Source organism: Achromobacter sp. MYb9, from assembly GCF_002975275.1.
In the GTDB taxonomy this organism is placed as follows: Bacteria; Pseudomonadota; Gammaproteobacteria; order Burkholderiales; family Burkholderiaceae_B; genus Achromobacter.
This window is the reverse complement of record NZ_PCOQ01000020.1, coordinates 81,163-103,486: the sequence shown is the minus strand read 5'-3', so window position 1 is coordinate 103,486 and position 22,324 is coordinate 81,163. Positions and strand designations below refer to the sequence as shown.

General features: G+C 66.5%; 21 protein-coding genes. 8 read left to right on the top strand and 13 right to left on the bottom strand.

Going from position 1 to position 22,324, the window contains the following annotated elements; translation table 11 throughout:
* Positions 1-6: 6 nt before the first annotated feature.
* From CQ050_RS23555 to CQ050_RS23520, 8 genes are all read right to left on the bottom strand, one after another.
* Complete coding sequence (locus CQ050_RS23555) at positions 7-1,023, bottom strand: TauD/TfdA family dioxygenase (protein ID WP_105559234.1); 1,017 nt, start codon at positions 1,021-1,023, stop codon at positions 7-9.
* 63 nt (positions 1,024-1,086) lie between these two features.
* Positions 1,087-1,809: a 4'-phosphopantetheinyl transferase superfamily protein gene (locus CQ050_RS23550; protein ID WP_158266080.1), complete on the bottom strand. Its 723-nt coding sequence runs from the start codon at positions 1,807-1,809 to the stop codon at positions 1,087-1,089.
* Positions 1,787-2,530, bottom strand: coding sequence for a thioesterase II family protein (locus tag CQ050_RS23545; protein ID WP_105559232.1), 744 nt, complete (start codon positions 2,528-2,530; stop codon positions 1,787-1,789). The genes CQ050_RS23550 and CQ050_RS23545 overlap by 23 nt, the downstream gene beginning before the upstream one ends.
* Complete coding sequence (locus tag CQ050_RS23540; RefSeq protein WP_050444828.1) at positions 2,527-2,754, bottom strand: MbtH family NRPS accessory protein; 228 nt, start codon at positions 2,752-2,754, stop codon at positions 2,527-2,529. The genes CQ050_RS23545 and CQ050_RS23540 overlap by 4 nt, the downstream gene beginning before the upstream one ends.
* Before the next feature lie 166 nt (positions 2,755-2,920).
* Positions 2,921-3,442: a sigma-70 family RNA polymerase sigma factor gene (locus CQ050_RS23535; protein WP_050444829.1), complete on the bottom strand. Its 522-nt coding sequence runs from the start codon at positions 3,440-3,442 to the stop codon at positions 2,921-2,923.
* 15 nt (positions 3,443-3,457) lie between these two features.
* Complete coding sequence (locus tag CQ050_RS23530) at positions 3,458-5,869, bottom strand: TonB-dependent siderophore receptor (protein WP_233214263.1); 2,412 nt, start codon at positions 5,867-5,869, stop codon at positions 3,458-3,460.
* Positions 5,870-6,006: 137 nt separating this feature from the next.
* Positions 6,007-7,005 (bottom strand): FecR domain-containing protein, encoded by a 999-nt coding sequence (locus CQ050_RS23525; RefSeq protein WP_105559230.1) that lies wholly within the window; start codon positions 7,003-7,005, stop codon positions 6,007-6,009.
* Entirely contained in the window at positions 7,002-7,517 is a 516-nt protein-coding gene (locus CQ050_RS23520; protein ID WP_105559229.1) for a sigma-70 family RNA polymerase sigma factor, read from the bottom strand. Before CQ050_RS23520 ends, CQ050_RS23525 begins: the two co-directional genes overlap by 4 nt.
* A gap of 253 nt (positions 7,518-7,770) precedes the next feature.
* On the opposite strand from CQ050_RS23520, the gene CQ050_RS23515 reads away from it, so the two are divergent.
* The 8 genes from CQ050_RS23515 (at position 7,771) to CQ050_RS23480 (ending at position 17,260) form a co-directional block, all read left to right on the top strand.
* Positions 7,771-8,253 (top strand): hypothetical protein, encoded by a 483-nt coding sequence (locus CQ050_RS23515; RefSeq protein ID WP_105559228.1) that lies wholly within the window; start codon positions 7,771-7,773, stop codon positions 8,251-8,253.
* Between the two features lie 268 nt (positions 8,254-8,521).
* Entirely contained in the window at positions 8,522-9,448 is a 927-nt protein-coding gene (locus CQ050_RS23510) for a helix-turn-helix domain-containing protein (RefSeq protein ID WP_158266079.1), read from the top strand.
* 177 nt (positions 9,449-9,625) lie between these two features.
* Complete coding sequence (locus CQ050_RS23505) at positions 9,626-11,899, top strand: TonB-dependent siderophore receptor (RefSeq protein WP_233214261.1); 2,274 nt, start codon at positions 9,626-9,628, stop codon at positions 11,897-11,899.
* Positions 11,845-12,870, top strand: a complete 1,026-nt coding sequence (gene fepB, locus CQ050_RS23500) for a Fe2+-enterobactin ABC transporter substrate-binding protein (protein ID WP_233214260.1) — start codon at positions 11,845-11,847, stop codon at positions 12,868-12,870. Before CQ050_RS23505 ends, fepB begins: the two co-directional genes overlap by 55 nt.
* Before the next feature lie 33 nt (positions 12,871-12,903).
* Positions 12,904-13,962, top strand: a complete 1,059-nt coding sequence (locus CQ050_RS23495) for an iron ABC transporter permease (RefSeq protein ID WP_105559225.1) — start codon at positions 12,904-12,906, stop codon at positions 13,960-13,962.
* Positions 13,959-15,044: an iron chelate uptake ABC transporter family permease subunit gene (locus tag CQ050_RS23490; protein WP_105559224.1), complete on the top strand. Its 1,086-nt coding sequence runs from the start codon at positions 13,959-13,961 to the stop codon at positions 15,042-15,044. Before CQ050_RS23495 ends, CQ050_RS23490 begins: the two co-directional genes overlap by 4 nt.
* Positions 15,041-15,895, top strand: a complete 855-nt coding sequence (locus CQ050_RS23485) for an ABC transporter ATP-binding protein (protein ID WP_105559223.1) — start codon at positions 15,041-15,043, stop codon at positions 15,893-15,895. Before CQ050_RS23490 ends, CQ050_RS23485 begins: the two co-directional genes overlap by 4 nt.
* 54 nt (positions 15,896-15,949) lie before the next feature.
* A complete protein-coding gene (locus tag CQ050_RS23480; RefSeq protein ID WP_105559222.1) occupies positions 15,950-17,260 on the top strand; it encodes an NtaA/DmoA family FMN-dependent monooxygenase in 1,311 nt (436 codons plus the stop codon).
* 1 nt (position 17,261) lies between these two features.
* On the opposite strand, the gene CQ050_RS23475 is transcribed toward CQ050_RS23480, so the two are convergent.
* From CQ050_RS23475 to CQ050_RS23455, 5 genes are read right to left on the bottom strand one after another with little or no spacing between them, the layout of a single operon-like run.
* Positions 17,262-18,095: an ABC transporter ATP-binding protein gene (locus CQ050_RS23475; RefSeq protein WP_105559221.1), complete on the bottom strand. Its 834-nt coding sequence runs from the start codon at positions 18,093-18,095 to the stop codon at positions 17,262-17,264.
* Positions 18,092-18,967 (bottom strand): ABC transporter ATP-binding protein, encoded by an 876-nt coding sequence (locus tag CQ050_RS23470; RefSeq protein ID WP_105559220.1) that lies wholly within the window; start codon positions 18,965-18,967, stop codon positions 18,092-18,094. Before CQ050_RS23470 ends, CQ050_RS23475 begins: the two co-directional genes overlap by 4 nt.
* On the bottom strand, positions 18,964-19,794 hold the full coding sequence (locus CQ050_RS23465) for an ABC transporter permease (protein ID WP_105559219.1): 831 nt from the start codon (positions 19,792-19,794) through the stop codon (positions 18,964-18,966). The genes CQ050_RS23470 and CQ050_RS23465 overlap by 4 nt, the downstream gene beginning before the upstream one ends.
* On the bottom strand, positions 19,791-20,747 hold the full coding sequence (locus CQ050_RS23460; protein ID WP_105559218.1) for an ABC transporter permease: 957 nt from the start codon (positions 20,745-20,747) through the stop codon (positions 19,791-19,793). The genes CQ050_RS23465 and CQ050_RS23460 overlap by 4 nt, the downstream gene beginning before the upstream one ends.
* 10 nt (positions 20,748-20,757) lie before the next feature.
* Positions 20,758-22,311 carry an ABC transporter substrate-binding protein gene (locus CQ050_RS23455; protein ID WP_105559246.1) on the bottom strand — a complete coding sequence of 518 codons (1,554 nt, stop codon included), beginning with the start codon at positions 22,309-22,311 and terminating at the stop codon, positions 20,758-20,760.
* Between the last annotated feature and the right edge of the window lie 13 nt (positions 22,312-22,324).

The following is a 22,324-nucleotide window of genomic DNA, read 5'->3' as shown; positions in this document are numbered from 1 at the left end:
CAACGTCTACGCCAGGCAGTCTAGGGGCTGGGAGCTTGCGCCGGACCCAGATTCGGACCCGAATGCGGATCGGTTGCCGTGCGGTTCGGCCATCGCGACCACCACCTTGCGCGGGCCGGAGAATGGGGTGCGGGCATGCGCGACCAGCATGTTGTCCAGCATCATGACGTCGCCATCCTGCCAACCGAACGTGACGGTCTCGTTGGCCAGCACGGCGCGCACCTCGTCAAAGACTTCGTCGGGGATGGGCCGGCCATCGGCGTAGTAGACGTTGCGCGGCAGGTTCTCCACGCCCAGGATGTCTTCAAGCGACTCGCGCACCTCGGGCTGCAAGCCCGATGCATGAAAGAGATGCGCCTGGTTGAACCACACCGCTTCGCCCGTCAGCGGATGATGTTCCACGCCCTGGCACAGCTGGCGCGTGCGCAAGGCGCCGTCGTCCAGCCATTCCCATTCGATGCCGCTTTGGCGGCAGAACGCCTCTACCTGCGACGGCTCATTGGTGTTGAACACGTCTTGCCAGGGCAAATCGAAATCGCCGTAGTTGCGCACGTACAGCAAGCCTGCCGCGAAGCGTTCGCGAATGGCGGCGGGCATGCGGCGATAGATGTTGCGGCTGTCGGCGATCGGGGTCTCGCCGCCCTGTGGCGCGGCCTTGACGCAATGGAACCAGATCTTCATCGGCCAGTCGCGTGTGTAGGCCTGTTCGTTATGCAGGGGAATGTGTTGATGCGCCGGATACTCGGTGCTGGTGTATACGCCCGAGGACACGGCGCTACGCGGCGTCGACGCAAATTCATAGCTCAGCAGGTCGTGGCCGAATGCCGCGGCGAAGCTTTTGAATGCATCCACGGACGGCACATCGAAGCCGCGCAGCAAGACCCCCCCCACCGTGATCAATGCCGTATCGATCTGGGCCCGCAGGCGCGCCAGCGCCATCATGACGGGTTCACCGGCGCTGGCCGGCGTCAGCAGCAGGGGCAATTCGCTGCCTGCCGGTGCTATACGCTCGAATCGTTCCATTGCTCTTTTCCCACAGTAATTGGGCGCCCACGGCGCCCGACGGCCCTTGTGCGAAAGGCGGCGTCAGAAAGGCTTGCCCACTCCGCGCCCGCCGGCCGCCGGCCTGCCGCCCTGATCGTCCAGCCAGGCCAGCGCCGCCAGGTAGCCGGCGGGCGCCGGCAACGCACAGGCAGAGATGGCACGATCGCCGTCGGCGACGGGAAGGCAGTGCTGCAAGCCGTAATCGCCGCTGGCGGCGGGCGTCACGGTCAGTTGCTGCATGTGCAGGCCGATGCCCAGCCCCAGCGCCTTGAGTACGGCTTCTTTGCCCACCCAGTGGCGATAGAAGCTGGCGGCATCCGCGGCATGCGCGACGCGTTCACGTTCAGCCGCGGTCAGGCAGACCGGCGCAATCGCCTCCACATCCAGGCACGGCCGCCACCATTCAATGTCCACGCCCACGGCGCGCTGATTCGACAACGCCACCAAGGCCGCCTGCCCAGAATGCGACACGCTGAATTCCCAGGCGCCGCGCTGCGCGGCAGCCAGCGCGGGCTTGCCATGCAGGCCGCGCGTGAAGACCAGCGCATGCGCGTCCACGTCGAGCCGCCGCGCCAGCAGTTCGCGCAGCGTTCGACGCGTGTCGGCAAAGCGGCGGGCGTCATCGGCTTGGCGAAAACGCCGCATGCGCAGGACCTCATCGGCCGATAGCCCGTGCGTGGAGACGGGCTCGGCGCCGTCCGCCAGCGCAATGCGCCAGACCTCGACGTCGGCGGGTACGCGTTCAGGCAGGTTGAGCGCTTGCATGTTGGCTTGCATTGCAGTTCACGCCCGCCAGTACGTCACGCAGGGCCGCCAGCACGGCGGGCTCTTGATGCCGGATGAAGAAGTGACCACCGTCGAACCACGTTTCGGTGCAACCGCGCGACGTCTCGGCACGCCAGCCCGTCACCTGCGCGGGCGTGATGTCGTCTTCGCGCCCGGCGAACACCGCGATGGGCAACGGCAAAGGGGGCTGCGCCGTGTAGCAATGGGATTTGCACAAACGGTAATCGGCCGCCAGCGTGTCCAGCGCCAGGCGCAGCAATTCGGCGTCGGCGTACACCGCTTCGGGCGTGCCGCCCTGCTTGCGCATGTCGGCGATCAGCGCGTCGTCGTGATCCAGGCCATCGAAGCGCGCCGGATCGCGCAGCGCGGGCGCCGGGCTGGCCGACGCGATCAACAGTGCCGGTAAGTGGCGACCCTGCCGGCGCAACCACGACGCCATGCGGTAGGCCAGCAGCGCGCCCATGCTGTGACCGAACAGCACAAAGCGCCCCTGCAGGTCGGCGTCATGCCGATCGCACAGCTGCGCCGCCAACGTATCCAGGTCCGTGGCATGGGCGTGTGCGTACCGTTCGCCCCGCCCGGGAAGCTCCACGGGAACCACGCGCAGCCAGGCGGGCAACGCCCGCCGCCAGCGCAGATACATCGTGGCGCTGGCGCCTGCGCACGGCAGGCACAGCAGGGTGACGGTGGGCGCGGTCATTGCGGAGTCGTCGGCGCCTGTTCATCCATGAAGCGGCGCAGCGATGCAGGCCGCATATCGGTCCACACGCGTTCAACGAACGCCAGGCAGGTTTGCTTGTCGCCCTTGGTGCCCGTGTCGCGCCAACCCGGCGGCGTTGCCTTGAAATCCGGCCACAACGAGTACTGATCTTCGTCATTCACCAACACGCGCAGCACGGCGTCATCACGATCAAAACAACTCATAGCGATCCATCTCCAGACGAGACTAGGTGCATCAATGCCGTCTTGAATACGGAATTGACTCTTATTTACATTGACGAATAAGAAGGCCCGGAATTTAAGCGTTTCACGATGTCCGGGCGATGCGGGCCTGGCAAACAGCAAACAGCAACCGGCAATGCGATGCGCCTCAGCCGGGCAGCAAATACTCGCGGCAGGAATTAAGCGCCACGTCCGCATCGCGGATCATGAAGTTCACCAGCGTGGTCGACACGCCCAGTTCGCGCGCCACGTCACGCTGGGTGCAGCCTTCAAAGCGGTGCAGCTCGAACGCGCGGCGGGTGCGCGCCGACATCGTGGCCAGGGCCTGGGCGGCCAGCGCCAACGCCTGATGGCTGACCGCCGCGTCTTCCGCCACCGATTCCGACACCGCGTACTGCCCGTCTTCCTGGCCCGCGAACAGGCGCGATTCCAGCGCGCGCCGTCGGTGATAGTCGATCGACAGATGCCGGACGGTCTGGAACAGATAGGCCACCGGCTCGCGCACGTCTTTGGGCGACGGGCCTTCGAGCAGCTTCAGATAGGTGTCCTGGACCACGTCGTCCGCCAAGTCCCGCGAGCCAAGAATGCGCGTGGCGGTGTGCAGCAATTTACGTCGATGAACCTGATACAGGGCAGCCAGCTCGTCCCTGATGGATGCTGTGTTGGACATGATGTCTCTCCTGATTCAATAGCGGTACGCGACGGCCGCGAGCACCGTGCGCTCGACGCCATAACGGCAATTGACGCGGTCGTTGCGACAGACCACGGTTTCTTTATTCAGCAGGTTCATGGCGTCGACCGAGAAGCGCCACGCGCCGGTGTCGTAGGCCAGCGATGCGTCGAACACGGCGGCGCCGCCGTTCTTCATCGTGTTGGCCACGTCCACATAGGTCGGGCCGATATAGCGCACGCCCAAGCCGGCATTCCAGCCGGACAAGGCGCCTTCGGAGAAGCGATGCCCCAGCCACAAGGCGGCCATGTGGCGTGGCGTGACGATGGGCGTCTTGCCGGCCGCCCCGCCGTCATTACTGGAGACGTTGGTCACGACGTTGTAGGTGTAGGCGGCGACCAGGTCCCAGCCATCGCCCTGGCTGAGCTTGGCCTCCAGCTCCACCCCGCGCGACCGCAGGCGGCCCGACTGCACGCTGAAGCCTGCGTGGGCCGGGTTGGGGTCCGCGGTCAGCGCGTTGCGCTGGTTCAGGTTGAACACCGCGACGGTGTACAGGTGTTGCGAATTCGCAGGCTGGAACTTGACGCCTAGCTCGACCTGATCCGATCTGGCCGGCGTGAAGGACGAGCCATCGAAGGCCGCGCCCGCCTGCGGCACGAAGCCCGTCGCGTAGCTGACGTAGGGCGCCACGCCCGATGCGAAGGCGTAGGACAGGCCGCTGCGCCACGTAACCGCCTGATCGCGTGTGCGTTGGCTGCCGCCGGCCAGTCGGTCGTCGGTATCGTCAACGTAGCGGTCGTGCCGGGCACCCAGGGTCAGCGTCCAGGCCCCGGCCTGAATCTGGTCCTGCGCGTACAGCCCCCATTGCGTGCTGACCTGCCGCACATCCAGGACCGTGTGACTGGCGTCCAACGCGTTGATCGACTGGTTGTAGACGGGGTCGTCAATGTCCAGCGGCGGCGCCAGCGCCTGCCGGTAGTTCTGTGAGCCCGCCAGCCTGCGATAGTCCACGCCTGCCAGCAAGGTGTGCGTCAGCCCTGCCCCTTCAAGCCGGCCTTCCAGCTGCGTGTCCACCGCAACGCCATCGGCGCGCTCGCGCGCTTGCAGCTGCATGCGGGAAAGCGTGCGCCCGTCAGCGGCCAGCGCCAACGGATACAGGTTGCGCAAGCTCATGTCGCCGCGCTGATAGCGCGCGTTCTGCCGCAACGACCACGAGCTGTTCAGCCGATGCTCGAACAGGTAGCCCATGCTGGCGAAGTCGCGTTCGTTGCGGTCATACGCGTAATCGCCAACCAGCGTGTGCGTGGGGTAGTAGGCGCGCGATTCGCCGTCGTTGCGGTCGCGCTGGAAATGCGTCAGCAACGTCACCGACGTGTCTGCATCGCGCCACCGCCACGCCGGCGCTACATAGGCAAGGTCGTCGCGGTAGCGGTGGTCGTCGTCGTACTTGTCTTGCGTGCCGGCCTCACGGGCCGTGGCGGTCAAGCGATAGGTGGCGTTGCCGGCTTCGTTGACCGGGCCGCCCAGATCCAGGAAGGCCTGCTTGTTGTCGAACGACCCGGCCTGCACCGCCACTTCGCGCAGCACGGTGGCGGTCGGACGCTTGGTTACGCGGTTCACGATGCCGCCCGGCGCCACCTGCCCGTACAGGGCCGAGGACGGCCCCCGCAGCGCCTCGATGCTTTCCAACGCGTACGCGGGCATGCGCGCACGAATCTGGTCGTAGGGCATCTGGCTCAGGCCGTCGCGGTAATCGCCCGTCAGCTTGGCGTCAAAGCCGCGCAGCACCAGCCAGTCATTGCGAACTTCGTTGCTGCCGAAGTTGTTGACCTGCACGCCGGGCGTGTATTGCAAGGCCTGCGTGACCGTGCGCGCGTAGCGGGCCTGCATCTCTTGCGCGGTCACCACCGACACGGATTGCGGCACACGGATGATGGGCGTCGCGGTCTTGGTGCCCGCGTCCGCCACCCGCGCGACGAAACCGTCCACGCCAACGGTCGCGCCTTCAACCAAGGTCAGCGGCATCCAGGTGACCGACGGCGTCCAGCCCACGCTTCTGAGCTGGTAGGCGCCCGGCGTGTCCTGGTGCACTTCCAGCCCGTAGCTGGCCAGCACCTGGGCAAATGCCTGCTCGACCGTGTAGCGGCCGGTCAGGCCATCGCTATTGAGATCACGCGTCAGCGACGGGTCGAAGTACAGCAGCACGCCCGCCTGGCTGGCGATCTGCTGCAACACTGCCACAAGTGGTCCGGCCGGCACGTCGTAGCGCAGGCTGACGTTCGCCCGCCCGGCAGTGCCGTCCAGCGCGACGGCTTTCTGCCCCAGCAGTGCGGCCAGCGCCAGCAGCAGCATCGTGACAAGCGCACGCACGCCCTGCCCCCTGGGGGGCCGGGCGATGCGCGCGCCGCTGCCTGTCTGCCTGGCCATGATGTCCGATGTCGATGCGTTGAATGCCGGTCCTGTTCAATAAAGAGGACACGCCAAAAACCAGAACCGGAAAGGTTTTCATGAAGTATTTTTTGCGGCGCGCGGCGCGCGGCGGGCGGCGGGCAGCCGACCTGCGCTCACTGGACGGCCGAGACCCGCACCCAGTAGGACGTGCGCCGGCTGATCTGCACCGGCAACATACGGCCCAGCGCCGCCAGGACCCGGTCCGTGTCGGCCAGCGGGAACAGCCCCGAAATGCGGAGCTGGCCCGCGCGCTCGTCACAGGAAATCAAGCCGGGCCGGTAACGGCTGAGTTCGGCCAGGAACTGCGACAGCGGCATGTTGTCCGCCGCGATCTCGCCGCGAAGCCAGGCGGTATCGCTGGCGGCCACGGGCCCGGTAGCGGTCACCTGCGCGGCCGTCTGGCGCGCGGTCTGCCCGGCGTCTAGCACCAGGCCGGCGCCAGCGGCTTGATCCGGCATGATGCGCACCGCGCCCTCGAACAAGGCGACACGCACGGAATCCGCATCCAGGCGTGTCGAAAACCGCGTGCCCAGCGCTTGCACCGATCCCAGCGGCGTCGCCACCCGGAACGGCATGGCGGCGTAGGCGGCGGCATGGCCGGTCACGACCAGGATTTCGCCCCGGCGCAAGCGGACGATCCGCTGGCCGCTTTCAAAGCGCACGTCAATGGCCGTGTCGGTATTCAGTGTGATCTTGCTGCCGTCGGCCAAGGTGATGTCGCGCCGCTCGCCCACCCCGGTCGCGTAATCGGGCGACAGGCGCAGCCAGCGGTTCCGATCGGCGGCCCACAGCGCGGGTCCAATACAGCCGGCCATGAAGGCGGCGGCGATCAGCACGCGGCGCCTTCCCTTCTGGCGGCGATCCATCGACAGCGCTTCATACGCCGGCTTGCCCGCCAGATCCCGCATTCGGGCGTCGGCGCGCGCCAGGTGGGCCCACGCCCGTTCATGGTCGGGATCCGCCTGGCACCAGTCGCGCCAGGCGCGCTTGTCCTCGTCGGTCGCCATCCCTGACATGAACAGTACGTACCAGCGCGACGCCTCTTCCGCCACGCGCGGCGCCAGCGGCATGCCGCCTGCATACATGGCCACGGCCCCCGCCTGCCGACTCACGTCGGGTGTTCCTGGGCAAAAAAGCACACCTGCACCGCGCGCACCATATAGTTACCCACGGTCCGCGTCGTGACGCCCAGGCGCGCGGCGATGTCGTCATATTTCATGCCTTCCAGTTGTGACAGCAGGAAGGCTTCCCGCGCTTTGGCCGGCAAGGTGTCCAGCGCCCGGTCAATGGCGCACAGCGTTTCCAGCACCAGTTTGCGGTCTTCGGGGCTGGGGCATTGCGCCTGGGGCAGGGTCGCCAGCGTCTCCAGGTAGGCCCTTTCGATGCTCTCGCGCCGATAGTGGTTGGCCAGCAGGCGGCGCGCGATGGTGGCCAGAAAGGCGCGGGGTTCCAGCAGTGTGGGCGCTTCCCTGGCAGTCAGTACGCGCAGGAAGGTGTCGTGCGCCAGGTCGGCGGCCACGTCCTCGCCTCCCATCCGGTGGCGCAGCCAACCTGCCAGCCACGAATGGTGTTCGGCGTATAGCGTCTCCGTTCGACGGTGCACGGTCGCGTCGGTGCTGGACATGGTGGATCTCCAAAGTTACAACCCGACTTGGCCGCCAGGGAACAGCAATGATAACCATTATCTATTGAGTCTAGTATCGGTTTTCGTTTACTTTGATGACATCCGCCCCTTACGGCAGTGGCGTCCAGGCATCAACAGCATGGCGGTACGAGAAGCGGCGATGCCCCGTGAAGTCTTCCAGATCGGCGAGGCTGTAGCGGGCAACGCTACAGCCCTGGCGCCCCTCTAATGGAACCCCGGAAAAGGACGCATCATGAAGACGACAACCGAAAAGGCCACCGCCCCCGCCCTCCAGGGTCTGGCTGCTGCCCATGCCGCCTATTGCCAACGCCTGGCCGAACTGGCCCGGGAAAGCCAGCAGCGCTGGCTGGAACTGGGCCAGCGCCTGGCCAGCGAAAGCACCCGCCAGTACCTGGCCGCGCTGACGCCGCTGAAGGTCGACGGAAACTGGCAGCAGATCGCCCCGGCACTGGGCGAACTGACCCGAAAACAGTGGCAATGCCAACTGGAAGCCACGCAAGCCGTGGCCCATGCCGCGCTGGAAGACCAGGCGGTGCTGGCCGCCGGTGTCAGCGAAGCGGTCAGCGGCTGGCTGCACTACGCCTCGGCCGCCGCAACCGGCGGCCTGGCGACCGTGCCAATCACGCGAATGTGGGCAAGCTTTTCTGACCAGATGGCCTCCACGTGCTCGGCCATGCGCGAGGCTAGCCAGGCCAAGGTAAAACATCCAGACTAAACGCACCGCGCGCGACTGAGGCGATGATAGGCATCGTCCATTGAACCCGGTATCGGTATTCGTTCGCTTTGATGACGTGCCCCCGTGCAGCGGACGCGTCAATCCCCTCTTTCCTTCGCTTTTCTTTCCTAACTTCCTAACGCTCTGTATAGTAATGATTCTTATTTATTTAATCTAGCGATAGTTCCATCATGCCGAGCCCCACATGGCCTGATGCGCAAAGGGCTGGCGCACGACTATGAGCGCAACATGTACTGACCTATCGACCATGATGCCTATGACGACGGGCGGTGAACTTGAAAGGGACGAATTGCGGCGCTTCCGGATACTGCGTCCCGGGCTGTCGCTACATTTCGGCAACGAGGTTCAATGTGAAGAAGCAATAGGACAGGCCGTCGTCCACGACAACATCCGCATCGTGCTATTGCTGGAAGGCGTCATCGATATTTCTTACGGCCGCAGCCATATCCAGCTTGTTACTCCCCATCAGCCAAGCCAGCACCGAAGCGGACAGAAGCAGGATGCCGCTATCGTCACGATACTGGAGCCTGAAGAATGCCGGCGGATCGTGCGCCAGGGAGACTGCTCGCGACGCATTAGCATTGGTCTTAGCAAGCAATGGCTGCAGGAGTCCCTATGCGAGGACATGGGTTCCGAGGTTGCCGGCTCTTTCGGCGCCCACCTTGAAACCCGCACCTGGAATGTGTCGCCGCGGGCGCGGATGCTCGCCGAGCAGATGCTCCATCCCCCTGCCATGCCGCGCCACATCATTGGCATGTATCAGGAGAGCCGCGCCATTGAACTAGTCATCGAAGGGCTCTCCCAGGCTGCGCCCGCCGTACGCCGGTCGGCGCCCTTGCCTACGCTACGGCCCGCGGCCTACCAGCGTATGCAGGACCTGAAGGTCTGGCTGCGCGAGCATGCGTCGGCACCGCTGTGCATCGAGCAGATCGCGCGGCACCTCAACACCACCTCCACTACGCTGCAGCGCCACTTCCGATTGGCGCACGGCATCACCGTCTTCGAGTATCTGCAGCAAGAACGCCTGAGGCAGGCGCGCTGCGCGCTCGAGCGCGAAGGCGTCAGCGTGGGGGACGCGGCGGCCCTTGCCGGCTACGCCAACCAGAACAGTTTCGCCACGGCGTTCAAACGACGCTTCGGTCTGTCTCCGAAGCAGGTTCGACCGCAGCGCTGACCCCCACGCACGCCGGAAGGGTCAGGCTTGGCTGCGTGGATCGCGGTCGCCTGCCCCCGCCGGACAGATTGCCGCGCGCGCGAAGATTTGCGCCGTTTCCACGAAGGACTGAAACCGGCGGAACGGGCAAAATTAACAAATGCGAACAACTCGTATTTGCAATTAAGGACCCTTTTCGTGCAGATCTTCGTCATCACGCCCTCCCCATCCGGCCACGCCTTGCCGTCAGCGCCCAATTCCGCAGTGCCTGGCGCAGACCCGCGACGCTGCTCGCAGCAGCGCGCCCTGCTGTTCGTGCTGCTGATGACGGCATGGGGCGGCGCTACCGCGCAGCCGCTCGCCGCGTCCCAGGAACAGGCATCGACCCTGGAAGCCATTACGGTCAATGCCTACCGCGCGGCGGAGACCATTGGCGGCTCGACCAAGACGGACACCCCGCTGATCGAAGTGCCGCAGTCAGTATCGGTCATCGAGCGCGAGGAAATGGATGCTCGCGGCGTAAGCAACCTGAATGAGGCCACCCGCTACACCGCCGGCGTGCTGCCTGAAAGCCAGGGCATCGATAACCGGGTCGACGACCTCTACATCCGCGGGTTCGATGCCGGCAGCTTCGGCACCAACGTCATGCTTGACGGCTTGCGTGCGCCGTCGGACAGCAACCTGAGCTGGAATCGCACGTCGTTCAACACCTGGAACCTGGAGCGCGTGGAGGTGCTCAAGGGGCCGTCCAGCGTGCTGTACGGCCAACTCGCACCGGGGGGCATGGTCAACCAGGTTAGCAAGATTCCGACGCTGGGCCAGGAGCAGATCGTACGATTCCAGGTGGATGGGCACGGCCGGCCCCAGACCTCGTTCGATCTGGGCGGCGCCAACGACAACGAGAACCTGCTGTGGCGGCTCGTGGGACTTTATGGCGATGGCGATACACAGATCAAGCATACCGACCACGAGCAATGGTTCATCGCCCCCAGCACGACGCTGCGCTTCAACGACAATCGCTCGCGCCTGACACTCCTGGGCCTGTTCCAGCGCGACCGGGGCGGCAGCACCTTCCAGTTCCTTCCCTATGAAGGCACCGTGGTGCCGGCAGCAGACGGCTACATCGACAACGACACGTTCCTGGGTGAACCGAACTGGAACGTCTACAACCGCGACATCTGGACGGCGGGCTGGCAGTTCGAGCACCAATTCAACGACAACTGGAAGTTTGACCAGAACGCCCGCTATACCCACGTCGATTCGCTGTACCGTGCCACGGTGGGCAACGGCGTGCGCGGCGCTCCCCTTACCCAGCTCAACACGCTGATCAATGGCCGCGTCTTGAACCGGCGCGCCGTACAGGGTCAGGGCGACTCGGACGCGCAGACCATCGATAACCGCATCGAAGGCAAATTCGACACCGGCGCGCTCTCGCACACGGTGCTGGCCGGATTCGACTGGCAAAAGACCAACTGGACCTTCCTGCGCCAGGCCGCGCAAGTATCGCCAACCGCCATCGCGATCGACGTCTACGATCCGGTCTACACCTACTACGATTTCGAGCCCACGCTGGCCAACCAGATGTCCACGCGTGAGACCGACGAGCAGTTCGGTCTTTACCTGCAGGACCAGATCGCCGTTGGCAGATGGCATTTCACGCTGGGCGGCCGCCAGGACTGGACGCGCATCGACACGCTCGACCGCCTGACCGACAAGCGCACCCTCACCAAGGACAGCGCCTTCACCGGACGCGCGGGAGTGACCTACCTGTTTGACAACGGCCTGGCGCCCTATCTCAGCTACGCGGAATCGTTCCAGCCCACGGGCGGCCTCAAGCGCGACGGCGGCAGCTTCAAGCCGGTGACCGGCTCGCAATGGGAAGTCGGCCTGAAGTACGAGCCGCGTCATATCGACGGCATGGTCACGCTCTCGGCCTATGAGCTGAACCAGGAGAACGTGCTGACGGCTGACCCGCTGAACCAGGGGGACGAGGCCTATCAGGTGCAGACCGGCAAGGTGCGGGTACGCGGCATCGAACTGGAAGGCCGCATCACGCCCCTGCGCGGCTTGAGCGTAATCGGCGCCGTCACGCGCATGAACTCCGAGGTGGTGCGCAACAACGACGGCTACACGGGTAACCGCATGGCGCGCGTGCCAGACTGGATGGGTTCGCTGTGGCTGGACTACACCATCCAGGACGGCCCGCTGCGCGGGCTGGGGCTGGGCACGGGCGTGCGCTACGTGGACGAGACCTACGGCGACCTGGCCAACAACCTGCGCATTCCGTCATATACCCTGTTCGACGCAGCCATGCGCTACAACGCCGGCAAGATAGGCGGCATGCACCTGAACCTGGCCCTGAACGCCAGCAACCTGGCCGACAAGCGCTATGTGGCCACTTGCACGGCGGCGACCTCGTGCTACTACGGTACCGGCCGCCGTGTGATGGCGACCGCCACGCTGAGCTGGTAGAGCCGATGAAGCCTGGCACCGCACTCGCAAGGCGTCGCGTTCTGTTGTCGATGGCGTGGTTTGGCACGACGGTGCTCGCCCTGCCCGTGCGAGGCGCCCCGGCGCCCAGCGACGGCTGGCCGCGCCGCTTCGCCAACGCCGATGGCACGTTCACGGACCTGCCGGTCCGCCCCACACGCATCCTGTCCACCTCGGTCACCATCACGGGGACGCTGCTGGCCATCGATGCCCCCGTGGCGGCCAGTGCCTCGGCCGCCAACGGCGAGTTCTTCCCACAATGGGCCGAAACGGCCCGCCAACGCGGCGTGGAGAACCTCTGGCCCGCCGGCGGCGTGGACCTGGAGGCTGTGTACGCGGTCGCGCCCGACCTCATCGTCGTGTCCGCCACCGGCGCGGATTCCGCGCGCGAGCAGCTCTCACGGCTGCGCGCGGTCGCCCCCACCATCCTGGTGGATTATGGTCGGCAGAGCTGGCAGGAGTTGGCGTCCGAACTGGCGCAGGCCACCGGCATGGCGGCGCAGGCCGCGCGGCGCGTTGCGGAATTCGATCGCTACCTGGCACAGGCTCGCGCAAAACTGAAGCTGCCGGAGGGCCAGGTGAACCTCATCAGCTACAACGGTCCAGGTACCAGCAACCCCATCGCCACCCGCGAAGGCGTGCATGGCCGGCTACTTGACACGCTGGGCTTCGACGTCGAGGCTCCGGACCCGCGCTGGCACAGCACATCAGACGCCCCAAGCGACTTCATCTGGGCGCAATACGAGTTTTTGCCCCAACTCAAGGCGTCCACCACGTTCCTGCTCCGGGCCGATGACACCAGGACCGCCGCGATGCTCAACGACCCAATTCTTGCCAACCTGCCTTCGGTGCGGTCGCGGCAGGTCTACGCGCTGGGCCTGAATGCATTCAGGATCGATTACTACAGCGCGACCGAACTCGTGGACCGCATCGTGCACGTGTTCGGCCGTTGAGCGGCCGCGCTCCCAAAAATCGTCCACCGATACATGCAAGTACTGATCAAACCCCAAGCGCACCTGCCCGCCGTCGCAAGCATCAGGGCCGGACGGCGCCGGACTCGCCTGCTTGCGTTGTCGGCGGGACTGGCGGCGCTCGTGCTGCTGGCCGCGACCAGCCTGGTCGTGGGCGCGCGCGAGATATCGCCGGGCATCGCCTGGCAGGCCATCTTCGCGTTCGATCCCGCGAACAGCGATCATCTGCTGCTTCGCCATCTGCGGATACCGCGCACGCTGCTGGCTGTGACGACAGGCGGTGCACTGGGCACGGCCGGCGTCCTGATGCAGGCGCTTACGCGCAACCCCCTGGCCGACCCAGGCCTGCTGGGCGTAAATGCAGGCGCCGCTGTCGCCATCGCCGCCGCGATTGCCGCCTTCGGCGTCACCGATATCGCGGGCCAGATGGGCTTCGGCTTCGCGGGCGCCGCGCTCGCCGGCGCGGCGGCCTACTTGTTCGGTGGCATCCGCCAGGGTTTCGATCCGCTACGCATGGTGCTGGCCGGCACGGCGCTGTCGGCGGTACTGCTGGCGGCCACGCAGATCATCACCATCAACAGCGACAACGCCGTATTCGACCAGTTCCGCCATTGGGCCGTGGGCTCACTGCAAGGACGTGGCTATGCAGTGCTGGGCCCGGCTGCAGCGGCGACGGCCGCCGGCCTGGCCCTTGCGCTGGCCATGGCGCGAGGGCTGGATGCAGTGGCGCTGGGCGCGACGTTGAGCGCGACCCTGGGCGCACGCCCGACGCTCGTATGGCTGGGCTGCGCGACGGCCATCGTGCTGCTGGCCGGCGCCGCCACGGCTGCGGCGGGCCCCATCGCCTTCATCGGACTGGCCGCGCCCCACCTGGCGCGCCACGCCGGCGGACCGGACCACCGCTGGACGCTGCACTTCTCGATCCTGCTTTCCGCGCTACTGGTCCTGACCGCCGACGTCCTTGGGCGCATGATCGCTCCTCCGGATGAGATCTCGGTCGGCATTCTGTCGGCCCTTATCGGCGGCCCGGTGTTCGTGGCCCTGGCCAGGCAACGCCGGCAGGGGGCGTCATGACAACGTCCCGGCCATCGAAGCCGCACGCCTTGCCAGCGCCGCGCGTCTGGCGGCTGGGCGGCTACGCCGTGCTCGTGCAGCCCCGGGCGCTGGCGGTTTTCCTGATCCTGTTGGCCCTGCTGCTGATCCTTTCCGCGGCCGCCCTGAGCGTCGGGCGGACCGGCATGGGCCTGCCGCGCCTATTGGAAGTGCTGCTTGATCCGCTTAGCGCCGGCACCGGTGAACGGATGGTCCTGAATATCCGCGTGCCAAGAGTACTGACGGCCTGTTTCGTGGGCGCAGCCCTGGGCGTTTCCGGGGCGGTGTTCCAGTCCGTCACGCGCAATCCACTGGGTTCGCCCGACGTCATCGGCTTTACCACCGGGGCGGCCACGGGTGCGCTGATCCAGATCGTGATCCATGGCCAGTCCGCGTTGGGCGTCACGCTGGGAGCGGTGCTGGGCGGATTGGCGACGGCCATCGCCGTCTATCTGCTGTCGATCAGCAACGGGGCGGCTCGTGGGCACCGGCTGGTGCTGGTGGGCATCGGAGTAGGCGCCATCCTCCACGCGCTTAACGGACTGATGCTTGTAAAGGGCGAACTGGACGACGCGGTAATGGCCAACCTGTGGCTGGCCGGCACTCTCAATGCGCGCAACTGGATACATGCCGGATTGGCGACGGCGGGCGTGGCCCTGTTCCTGCCGCCCGTGCTGCTGGGTGCGCGCAAGCTTGCCGTGATGGAAATGGGCGACGAGATGGCCAGCCAGCTCGGCATACCCGTGGAACGCACACGCTTGGCCATGGTGTTCTGCGCGGTCATGCTCGCCGCGTTCGCCACGGGCGCGGCCGGCCCCGTTGCCTTCATCGCGCTGGCGGCGCCGCAGCTCGCCAAGCGCCTCGGACGATCGCACGGCGTGCCGGTGCTTGGCGCGGCCGCCATGGGCGCCTGCCTGCTGGTCAGCGCGGACCTGCTCGGCCAATTGCAGCCCCTGCGCCTGAATCTCCCCGTGGGCAGGGTGACCGGGATGCTAGGTGGCCTCTATCTCATTTGGCTGCTGACGGCCTCGTCCCGCCGTGTGCGCCCGGGAAAACCAGTATGAAGAACGAACACGCGCAACACGGCAAGGAAGAGAACGGCGGCCAGGCGCTGGCGGGCCATCGGCTCGAACTCTCCTACGATTCCCGGCGCATATCCGTGGACCTGGACGTCGCGATACCCCGTGGCCGGATCACCGTGATCGTCGGCCCCAACGCCTGTGGCAAATCGACGCTGCTGCGCGCCCTGTCGCGGCTGCTGGCCCCGCGCTCGGGCCAGATCATCCTGGAGGGCAAGGACATCCGGCGCTATGGCGCCAAGGAACTGGCGCGCAAGCTGGGACTGTTGCCGCAATCTTCGGTAGCGCCTGCCGGCATCCGCGTGGCGGACCTGGTCGCGCGTGGCCGCTATCCGCACCAGACACTGGTGCGGCAATGGTCGAAGGCGGACGAGGCCGCGCTATGGCGCGCCATGGCCGACGCCCGTGTAACGGCGCTGGCGGACCGGGCCGTGGACGAACTGTCCGGCGGGCAGCGCCAGCGCGTCTGGCTTGCCATGGCGCTGGCCCAGGAAACGCAGGTCATGCTGCTCGACGAACCCACCACCTACCTGGATATCGCCCACCAGCTTGAAGTGCTGGAGCTGTGCCGGCGGCTCAACCGGGAAGGCGGCCGGACCTTGGTCATGGTGTTGCACGACCTCAACCAGGCGGCGCGCTACGCCGATCACCTTATCGCCATGCGCGCGGGCACGATCCAGGCGGCCGGCCCGCCTGGCGAGGTACTTACGCCGTCGCTGGTAGAGCAGCTCTTTGGCATCCGATGCCTGGTGGTGCCCGACCCGGTGACCGGCACCCCCATGGTGGTCCCCATCTCCGCCGTTCCGCAGGCGGACGACAGCCCGGCGCCCGCCTGAGGCCAGCGCCACAAGACGCACCTCCCTTCATTCGACCAGAAAGGAACCTCGACCATGTCTCACCGGAATCCCTTGTGCATCGGGCTGTCCCTGGCCATTACCTGGCTGGCCGGAAACGGCTGGCGCCGGGCCGATAGCCGAGTGGAAGACATCCACTCGGCCGGCTTCTATGCCGGCGTCGCCAGGCGGGCGGAAGCGGCATGCCTGGATTTTCTGTTCCGCCCCGACGCTCTCTACATCGACACGCAGGTGCTGGACCGCTCACCCGGATTCAGCAGCCTGGATCCCACCACGTTGCTTGCCGCCCTGGCCCCCGCCACCGAGCGCATCGGCCTGGTCACGACGGCCGCGACCACCTTCAACCCGCCCTACGTAGTCGCTCGCCAGCTACAGTCGCTGGACTGGATCAGCGCCGGCCGCGCCGGCTGGAACATCGTGACCGCGTTGGACGGCAGCCACAATTTCGGCGACGCGCCCATGCCGCCCTCCGAAGAACGCTACCGCAAGGCGCTGGAATTCACCGAGGTCGTGCAGCAACTGTGGCGCAGCTACCCGCGCGAGGCGCTGTTATTGGATCGTGTCGCGGGCAGGTATGCCGATGCCGCGCTCGTCCAGCCCATCGACCACCGCGGCCCCTACTTCAGCGTACAAGGTCCGCTGAACCTGCCCGCCCATGGAACGGGCCGCCTGCCCTTGTTCCAGGCCGGCGCCTCGGCCTGGGGCCGCGACTTCGCGGCGCGCGTCGCCGACGCCGTGTTCGCCGCCACGCCGGACGTCGCCGCTGGCGCCGAACTGAGGCAGGATCTGCGGCGCCGCGCCGCTGCGCATGGCCGCAGCCCCGATGCCATCCGCGTCCTGCCGGGCCTGAGCTTGTACCTGGGCAGGACGGCCAGCCGGGCTCGCGATCTCTACGAAGACACGCACGCGAACGCAGACCAGGAACGAAAGCTGGCGTATATCGAGCGCCTGCTGAACATTGACATGCGCGGGCTAGCGCCGGACCAGCCATTAACCAGCGCCATGCTGGGCGAAGCTGGCGCGCCCGTGCGCAGTCAAACGCATGCGGATCTGCTGCGCCGACTGGTGGCGCGCGAGCGCCCGACATTGCAGCAGCTGCTACGGCGCCCGGAGGTCTGTGGCTCGGCACACTGGCTGGTCGTAGGCACCGCCGAGGAGGCCCTGCATGAGATCATCGCGCGCGTCGAGGCCGGCGCTGCAGACGGTTTCATCGCGCTACCGGGCGGCGCGCTCGAGTCGCTGGACCTCTTGCTTGACGAATTAATACCCAGGCTTGTCGCGCGGGGGCTATTCCGTAAGGACTACGCGGGGGAAACGCTCACTGAGCACTTGGGAATCGCGCCCTAGATTAGGTTGTAGACATTGATCCGCCGCGCAGCCGGCGCCGACTCGGATCGGGCCGCGGTACCGCGGAGATCAATTTGCGGGTGTAATCATGCGTCGGCGCCTGGAAGATCTGGTCACACTCCCCCTCTTCCACCAGCTCGCCCGCCGCCATGATCGCTACCCGGTCCGCGAAGTGCCGCACCACACCAAGATCATGGGAAATGAACAGATAGGTCAGGCCTTGCTCGGCCTGCAGATCGGCCAACAGGTCCAGCACCTGCGCCTTTACCGAAACATCCAACGCAGACACGGCTTCGTCGGCGATGATGAATCGTGGCTCCAGCGCCAGTGCGCGCGCGATGGCGATGCGCTGGCGTTGCCCACCCGAAAACTGATGCGGATAGCGCCGCGCATGGTCGGGCTGCAACCCTACCCTCGACAACAGCGCCAACATGCGGGCATGGCGTTCATCCGCGCTATGCATTCTGTGGATGACCATGCCGTCCATGATGGCGTCACCCACCGTGCGACGCGGGTTAAGGCTGGAATACGGATCCTGGAAGATGGTCTGCACCTGGCGGCGGAATGACATCAGCGACGCGCCGGCCAAGCCCAGCACGTCGTGGCCGGCCAACTGGATGCGCCCCGAGGTGGGACGCAGTAGCCCGGCGATACAGCGGCCCAGTGTGCTTTTTCCCGACCCGGATTCACCCACCAGCGCCAAGGTGGTGCCCGGCGCGATCGACAGACTGACGCCCTTGACGGCCTGTACCAGGCGCGATGGCCTGCCCAGCAGCGTGCGCGCGGCCACATAGTCCTTGGTCACGGCTTGTGCTTGCAAGAGGTATTCACTCATCGTGCCGCTCCTTGCGTCGCGGCAGGCCGTGGCGCCAGCCGGCGCATACGGTCCCGCGGCGCATCCACGTCCGGCACAGCCGCCAGCAGCGCCTGCGTATAGGGCTGGCGCGGCTGCTTGAAGATCTGCCGGACGTCGCCCTCTTCGACTACCCTGCCGGACTGCATGACCACCACGCGGTCGGCGATCTCGGCCACCACGCCCAGGTCATGGGTGATGAACAACACTGCCGCGCCGGTTTCGGCCTGCATCGAAAACAGCAGTTCCAGCACCTGGGCCTGGACGGTCACGTCGAGCGCGGTGGTGGGCTCGTCGGCAATGATCAGTTTGGGCGTCAGGGCGCACGCGATCGCGATCATGACCCGCTGGCGCATGCCGCCGGACAGTTCATGGGGATAGGCCCGGGCGCGTTCCCGCGGCTCGCGGATGCCGACCCGGTCCAGCAGCGCCACCGCCCGCTCCCACGCGGCCTTGCGGTTCAAGACGCCATGGATGCGCAGGACCTCGGCGATCTGGTCGCCCACGGTGCGGCCCGGATTGAGCGCGGTCATGGGCTCCTGGAACACCATCGCGATGTCTTTGCCGCGCAGCGCGTCCTTGTCGTGTTCCGATGCCTGCAACAGATCGTGCCCGTCGAACCACAGGACATCGGCCGCAACCCGCCCCGGCGGATCGACCAGGCCCATCAACGAAAAGCCCGTGACGGACTTGCCCGAGCCGGACTCGCCGACCAGGCACACGACCTCGCCGCGACGCAATGTCAGATCCACGCCCTTGACCGCCGATACCGTGCCCTGGGCGGTGTGGAAATCAACGGTCAGGTTCCTGACCGACAGCAGCAGATCGGGCGTCAAGTCATCGTGGGGGGTCATCGTTGCAGCTCCGGGTTCAGCGCATCCTGCAGACAGTCGCCCAGGACGTTGACGGCCAGCACGGTAAAGAACAAGGCCAGCGCCGGCACCAGTACGGGCCAGGGATTCGTGTACAGGTAGTCCTTGAGCGACCCCACCATCTGGCCCCACGACGGCTCCGGCGGCCGCACGCCCAGCCCCAGGAAGCTCAGGCCCGCTTCCAGCAGCATGGCGAACGAAAACGTAAAGGACGCCTGCACCGCGATGATAGAGCGCATGTTTGGCAACACCTCGTGCCAGATGATCCAGCCCGTGCCCGCACCCAGCGACGTGGCGGCCAGCACATGTTCACGCGCCCGGATGCCGCGCGCCACGCCCCACGCCACCCGTGCGAACTGCGGCGCGTACAACAGGCCGATGGTGGCGACCAGGGTCGGCAGGTTGCCGCCAATGAAGGCCAAGACCACCAGCGCCACGAAGATCTCGGGCAGCGACACGAACACGTCCACCGCCCGGATCGCGGCGGCCTCCAGGCGTCGGCCCAGAAAGGCGACGCCCACTCCAACGGCCACGCCCAGTACCCCGGCCAGTACGACCGCGGCGGCCGCCACCGTCAGCGAAACGCGGGCGCCATGCACGGCGCGCGACAACAGGTCGCGCCCCAGTTCGTCGGTGCCCAGCCAATGCATGGAAGATGGCGACGACAACAGGTTCGCGGCGTCGATCTGGTAGGGATCCGCCAGCCCCAGCGCCGGTCCGAAGATGGCGGCTAGCACCATCAGGACCAGGAAGCCCAGGGCCAGTCGGGCTGACCAGCCGCCCGGGAAGGTTCGAAGGAATGCGATCATGCGGACGGCCTGCGGATGCGGGGGTCGACGAAGCCCTGAGCCAGGTCGATGACCAGGCTGATCAGGATGAAAAGCGCAAAAATTGCCAGCAGCGACCCCTGGATCACCGGGTAGTCGCGCGAAAACGCCGCGCTGACCAGCAGCGAGCTAAGGCCCGGCCAGTCGAACAGCGCTTCGATGATGACCGTGCCGCCCAGCAGGTTGCCCGCGCGGATACCGACGATGGCGATCACCGGCACCAGCGCGTTGGGCAACGCATGCCGCAGGATCGCCTTGCCGCGTGGCAGGCCCTTCGCCCGGGCCAGCTTCACATAGTCGCGGCCCATGACGTCGGACAGGCTGGCGCGGGTCATCCGGGCCACCACGCCCATGAAGTTCAAGCCAATCGTCAGCGACGGCAGGACCAGGGCCAGGCAATGCTGCAATGGATCGTCCGAAAACGCCACGAAGCCGGACGACGGCAGCCAGCCCAGCGCCAGACTGAACAGCAGTACCAACAGGATGCCCAGCACGAACACCGGCGCCGAGAAGCCGGCCACCGCCAGCACCGAGGCCGCCATGCCGGTCAGCCGGCCGCGCGAACGTGCCGCCACCACGCCCAGCGGAATGCCCAGCAGCATCGCCACCAGGAGGCCGGCGCCGATCAGTTCCAGGCTGCGCGGAATGCGCCGCGCCAGTTCGTCGGCCACCGGTTCGCCTGTACGCAACGACACGCCCAGGTCGCCATGTGCCAGCGCACCGGCCCAATGCGTGAATTGCACGCCCAGTGGCAGATCCAGCCCAAGCTGGGTGCGAACGCGGGCCACGGCGACCGGGTCGCTGCCGGCCTGGTCGCCCAGCATGATGGCCACCGGGTCGCCAGGCAGCAGATGGATGGCGATGAACACCACGCCCGCCGCCAACATCAAGGTCAGCGCGGCCGACGCCAGGCGCCTCAGTAGAAAAGGCAACATGCCGGCGCGCTCAGTTCAACCACATGGTGGGCAGCGAGATGCCGGGGCTGCTTTCGCTCAGCGCCCCGCCCAGCTGCGTGTAGCCATGTACCTTGCGCAGATAGCCCTGCGCCTGTTCGCGCCAGCTCACGAAGACCCACGGGCTGGTCTCCAGGATGCGCTTTTCGGCTTGCTGGTAGATCGGCTGGCGTGCCTTGGGGTCGGTCAGCGCGCGGCCCTGGGCCAGCAGCTTCTCCAGTTCCGGGTCGCGATAGCCAACGGGCTTGGCCCAATAGCTGGAATCGCCGCCCAGGTAGTAGGCGTAGGCATCGGGATCCGGCAACTTGACCGAGACGCCGTAGATCATCGACTCATAGTCGCCACGGTTCTTACGTTCGACCAGCGTGGCCCATTCCACCGGCTCCAGCTTCAGGTTGATGCCGACTTCCTTCAGGTTGGCCTGCACCACCTGCGCCATGGTGGTGTAGATGCCCAGCCCCTGGAACACCACCATCGATGCGTCCACGCCATTGGCGTAACCGGCTTCGGCCAGCAAGGCGCGCGCCTTGGCGGTATCGCGCTGGTAGGTCCCGTCCAGCGCCTTGTCGTAGTATGGCGAATCCTGTGGCGTCGGCGCGCCGTAGATCGGCTTGCCGTAGCCGAAGAACGCGGCCTTGGACACGGCTTCGCGGTCGATCGCATACGACACCGCGCGGCGCACGCGCGCATCGTCGAACGGCTTCTTGCCGGTATTGAACCAGACGCTCATGAAGGCCCCGCCAGCCGTATCGATCCGGGTGCCGGCATTGCGGCGCAGCACGTCGATGTCCTTCCACGGCACGAAGTCGATCATGTCCAGCGACTGGCTGCGCAGCGCATTGACGCGGGCGTCGTCGCTCTTGATCATGCGAAAGTCCACCCCGTCCAGGTACGGCTGGCCGGTGACGAAATAACGCGGGTTGCGCACCAGGCTGGCACGCACCGCGGGTTCGTAGCTTTTCAGCAGGAACGGGCCAGTGCCATTGGCCGACAGCTTCAGGTTCGCGCCGCCCTGCACCCACTTGCGCGACACGATCGCGGCCTCGGGCAACGCCAGCACGCTGAGCATGGTGGCATCGGGCGTCGGCTTTTCGACCTTGACGGTGGCGGCGTCGACCACGGTGACCGTGGCGCCTTGCAGGTTCGACCGCAGCGTGGCACCCGTGGCCGGATCCAGGATTCGGTCCAACGAGAATTTCACGTCGTCCGCGGTCACCGGCGTGCCGTCCTGGAACGTCACGTCCGGGCGCAGGTGGAAGACCAGCGTGCGCGCATCGGGCTGGTCCCAGCGCTGCGCCAATCGGGGCACGATCGCCCCGCTCTTGTCGTAGCCCGCCAGCGGGCTGTACAACGCCTGGATCAGCACCTTCCATGCGCTGCCGCCATAGATGTGCGGGTCAAGCGATACGATTTCCGACACGGTGCCGTAGCGTAGCGTGCCGCCCGGCTTGGGCGTCTCGGCGGCGGCCGCGCCCGACGTCCAGGCCGTCAGGGCGCAGGCGCCCAGGGCCAGCGCCAATCGGCGCCAATTTTTCAGCATTGCCATGATGTTCCCCTTG

Coding starts and splice junctions, on each gene's coding strand:
- CQ050_RS23555 (WP_105559234.1), bottom strand. CDS start 1,023: ATGGAACGATTCGAGCGTATAGCACCGGCAGGCAGCGAATTGCCCCTG.
- CQ050_RS23550 (WP_158266080.1), bottom strand. CDS start 1,809: ATGCAAGCGCTCAACCTGCCTGAACGCGTACCCGCCGACGTCGAGGTC.
- CQ050_RS23545 (WP_105559232.1), bottom strand. CDS start 2,530: ATGACCGCGCCCACCGTCACCCTGCTGTGCCTGCCGTGCGCAGGCGCC.
- CQ050_RS23540 (WP_050444828.1), bottom strand. CDS start 2,754: ATGAGTTGTTTTGATCGTGATGACGCCGTGCTGCGCGTGTTGGTGAAT.
- CQ050_RS23535 (WP_050444829.1), bottom strand. CDS start 3,442: ATGTCCAACACAGCATCCATCAGGGACGAGCTGGCTGCCCTGTATCAG.
- CQ050_RS23530 (WP_233214263.1), bottom strand. CDS start 5,869: ATGGCCAGGCAGACAGGCAGCGGCGCGCGCATCGCCCGGCCCCCCAGG.
- CQ050_RS23520 (WP_105559229.1), bottom strand. CDS start 7,517: ATGTCCAGCACCGACGCGACCGTGCACCGTCGAACGGAGACGCTATAC.
- CQ050_RS23515 (WP_105559228.1), top strand. CDS start 7,771: ATGAAGACGACAACCGAAAAGGCCACCGCCCCCGCCCTCCAGGGTCTG.
- CQ050_RS23510 (WP_158266079.1), top strand. CDS start 8,522: ATGATGCCTATGACGACGGGCGGTGAACTTGAAAGGGACGAATTGCGG.
- CQ050_RS23495 (WP_105559225.1), top strand. CDS start 12,904: ATGCAAGTACTGATCAAACCCCAAGCGCACCTGCCCGCCGTCGCAAGC.
- CQ050_RS23490 (WP_105559224.1), top strand. CDS start 13,959: ATGACAACGTCCCGGCCATCGAAGCCGCACGCCTTGCCAGCGCCGCGC.
- CQ050_RS23485 (WP_105559223.1), top strand. CDS start 15,041: ATGAAGAACGAACACGCGCAACACGGCAAGGAAGAGAACGGCGGCCAG.
- CQ050_RS23480 (WP_105559222.1), top strand. CDS start 15,950: ATGTCTCACCGGAATCCCTTGTGCATCGGGCTGTCCCTGGCCATTACC.
- CQ050_RS23475 (WP_105559221.1), bottom strand. CDS start 18,095: ATGAGTGAATACCTCTTGCAAGCACAAGCCGTGACCAAGGACTATGTG.
- CQ050_RS23470 (WP_105559220.1), bottom strand. CDS start 18,967: ATGACCCCCCACGATGACTTGACGCCCGATCTGCTGCTGTCGGTCAGG.
- CQ050_RS23465 (WP_105559219.1), bottom strand. CDS start 19,794: ATGATCGCATTCCTTCGAACCTTCCCGGGCGGCTGGTCAGCCCGACTG.
- CQ050_RS23460 (WP_105559218.1), bottom strand. CDS start 20,747: ATGTTGCCTTTTCTACTGAGGCGCCTGGCGTCGGCCGCGCTGACCTTG.
- CQ050_RS23455 (WP_105559246.1), bottom strand. CDS start 22,311: ATGGCAATGCTGAAAAATTGGCGCCGATTGGCGCTGGCCCTGGGCGCC.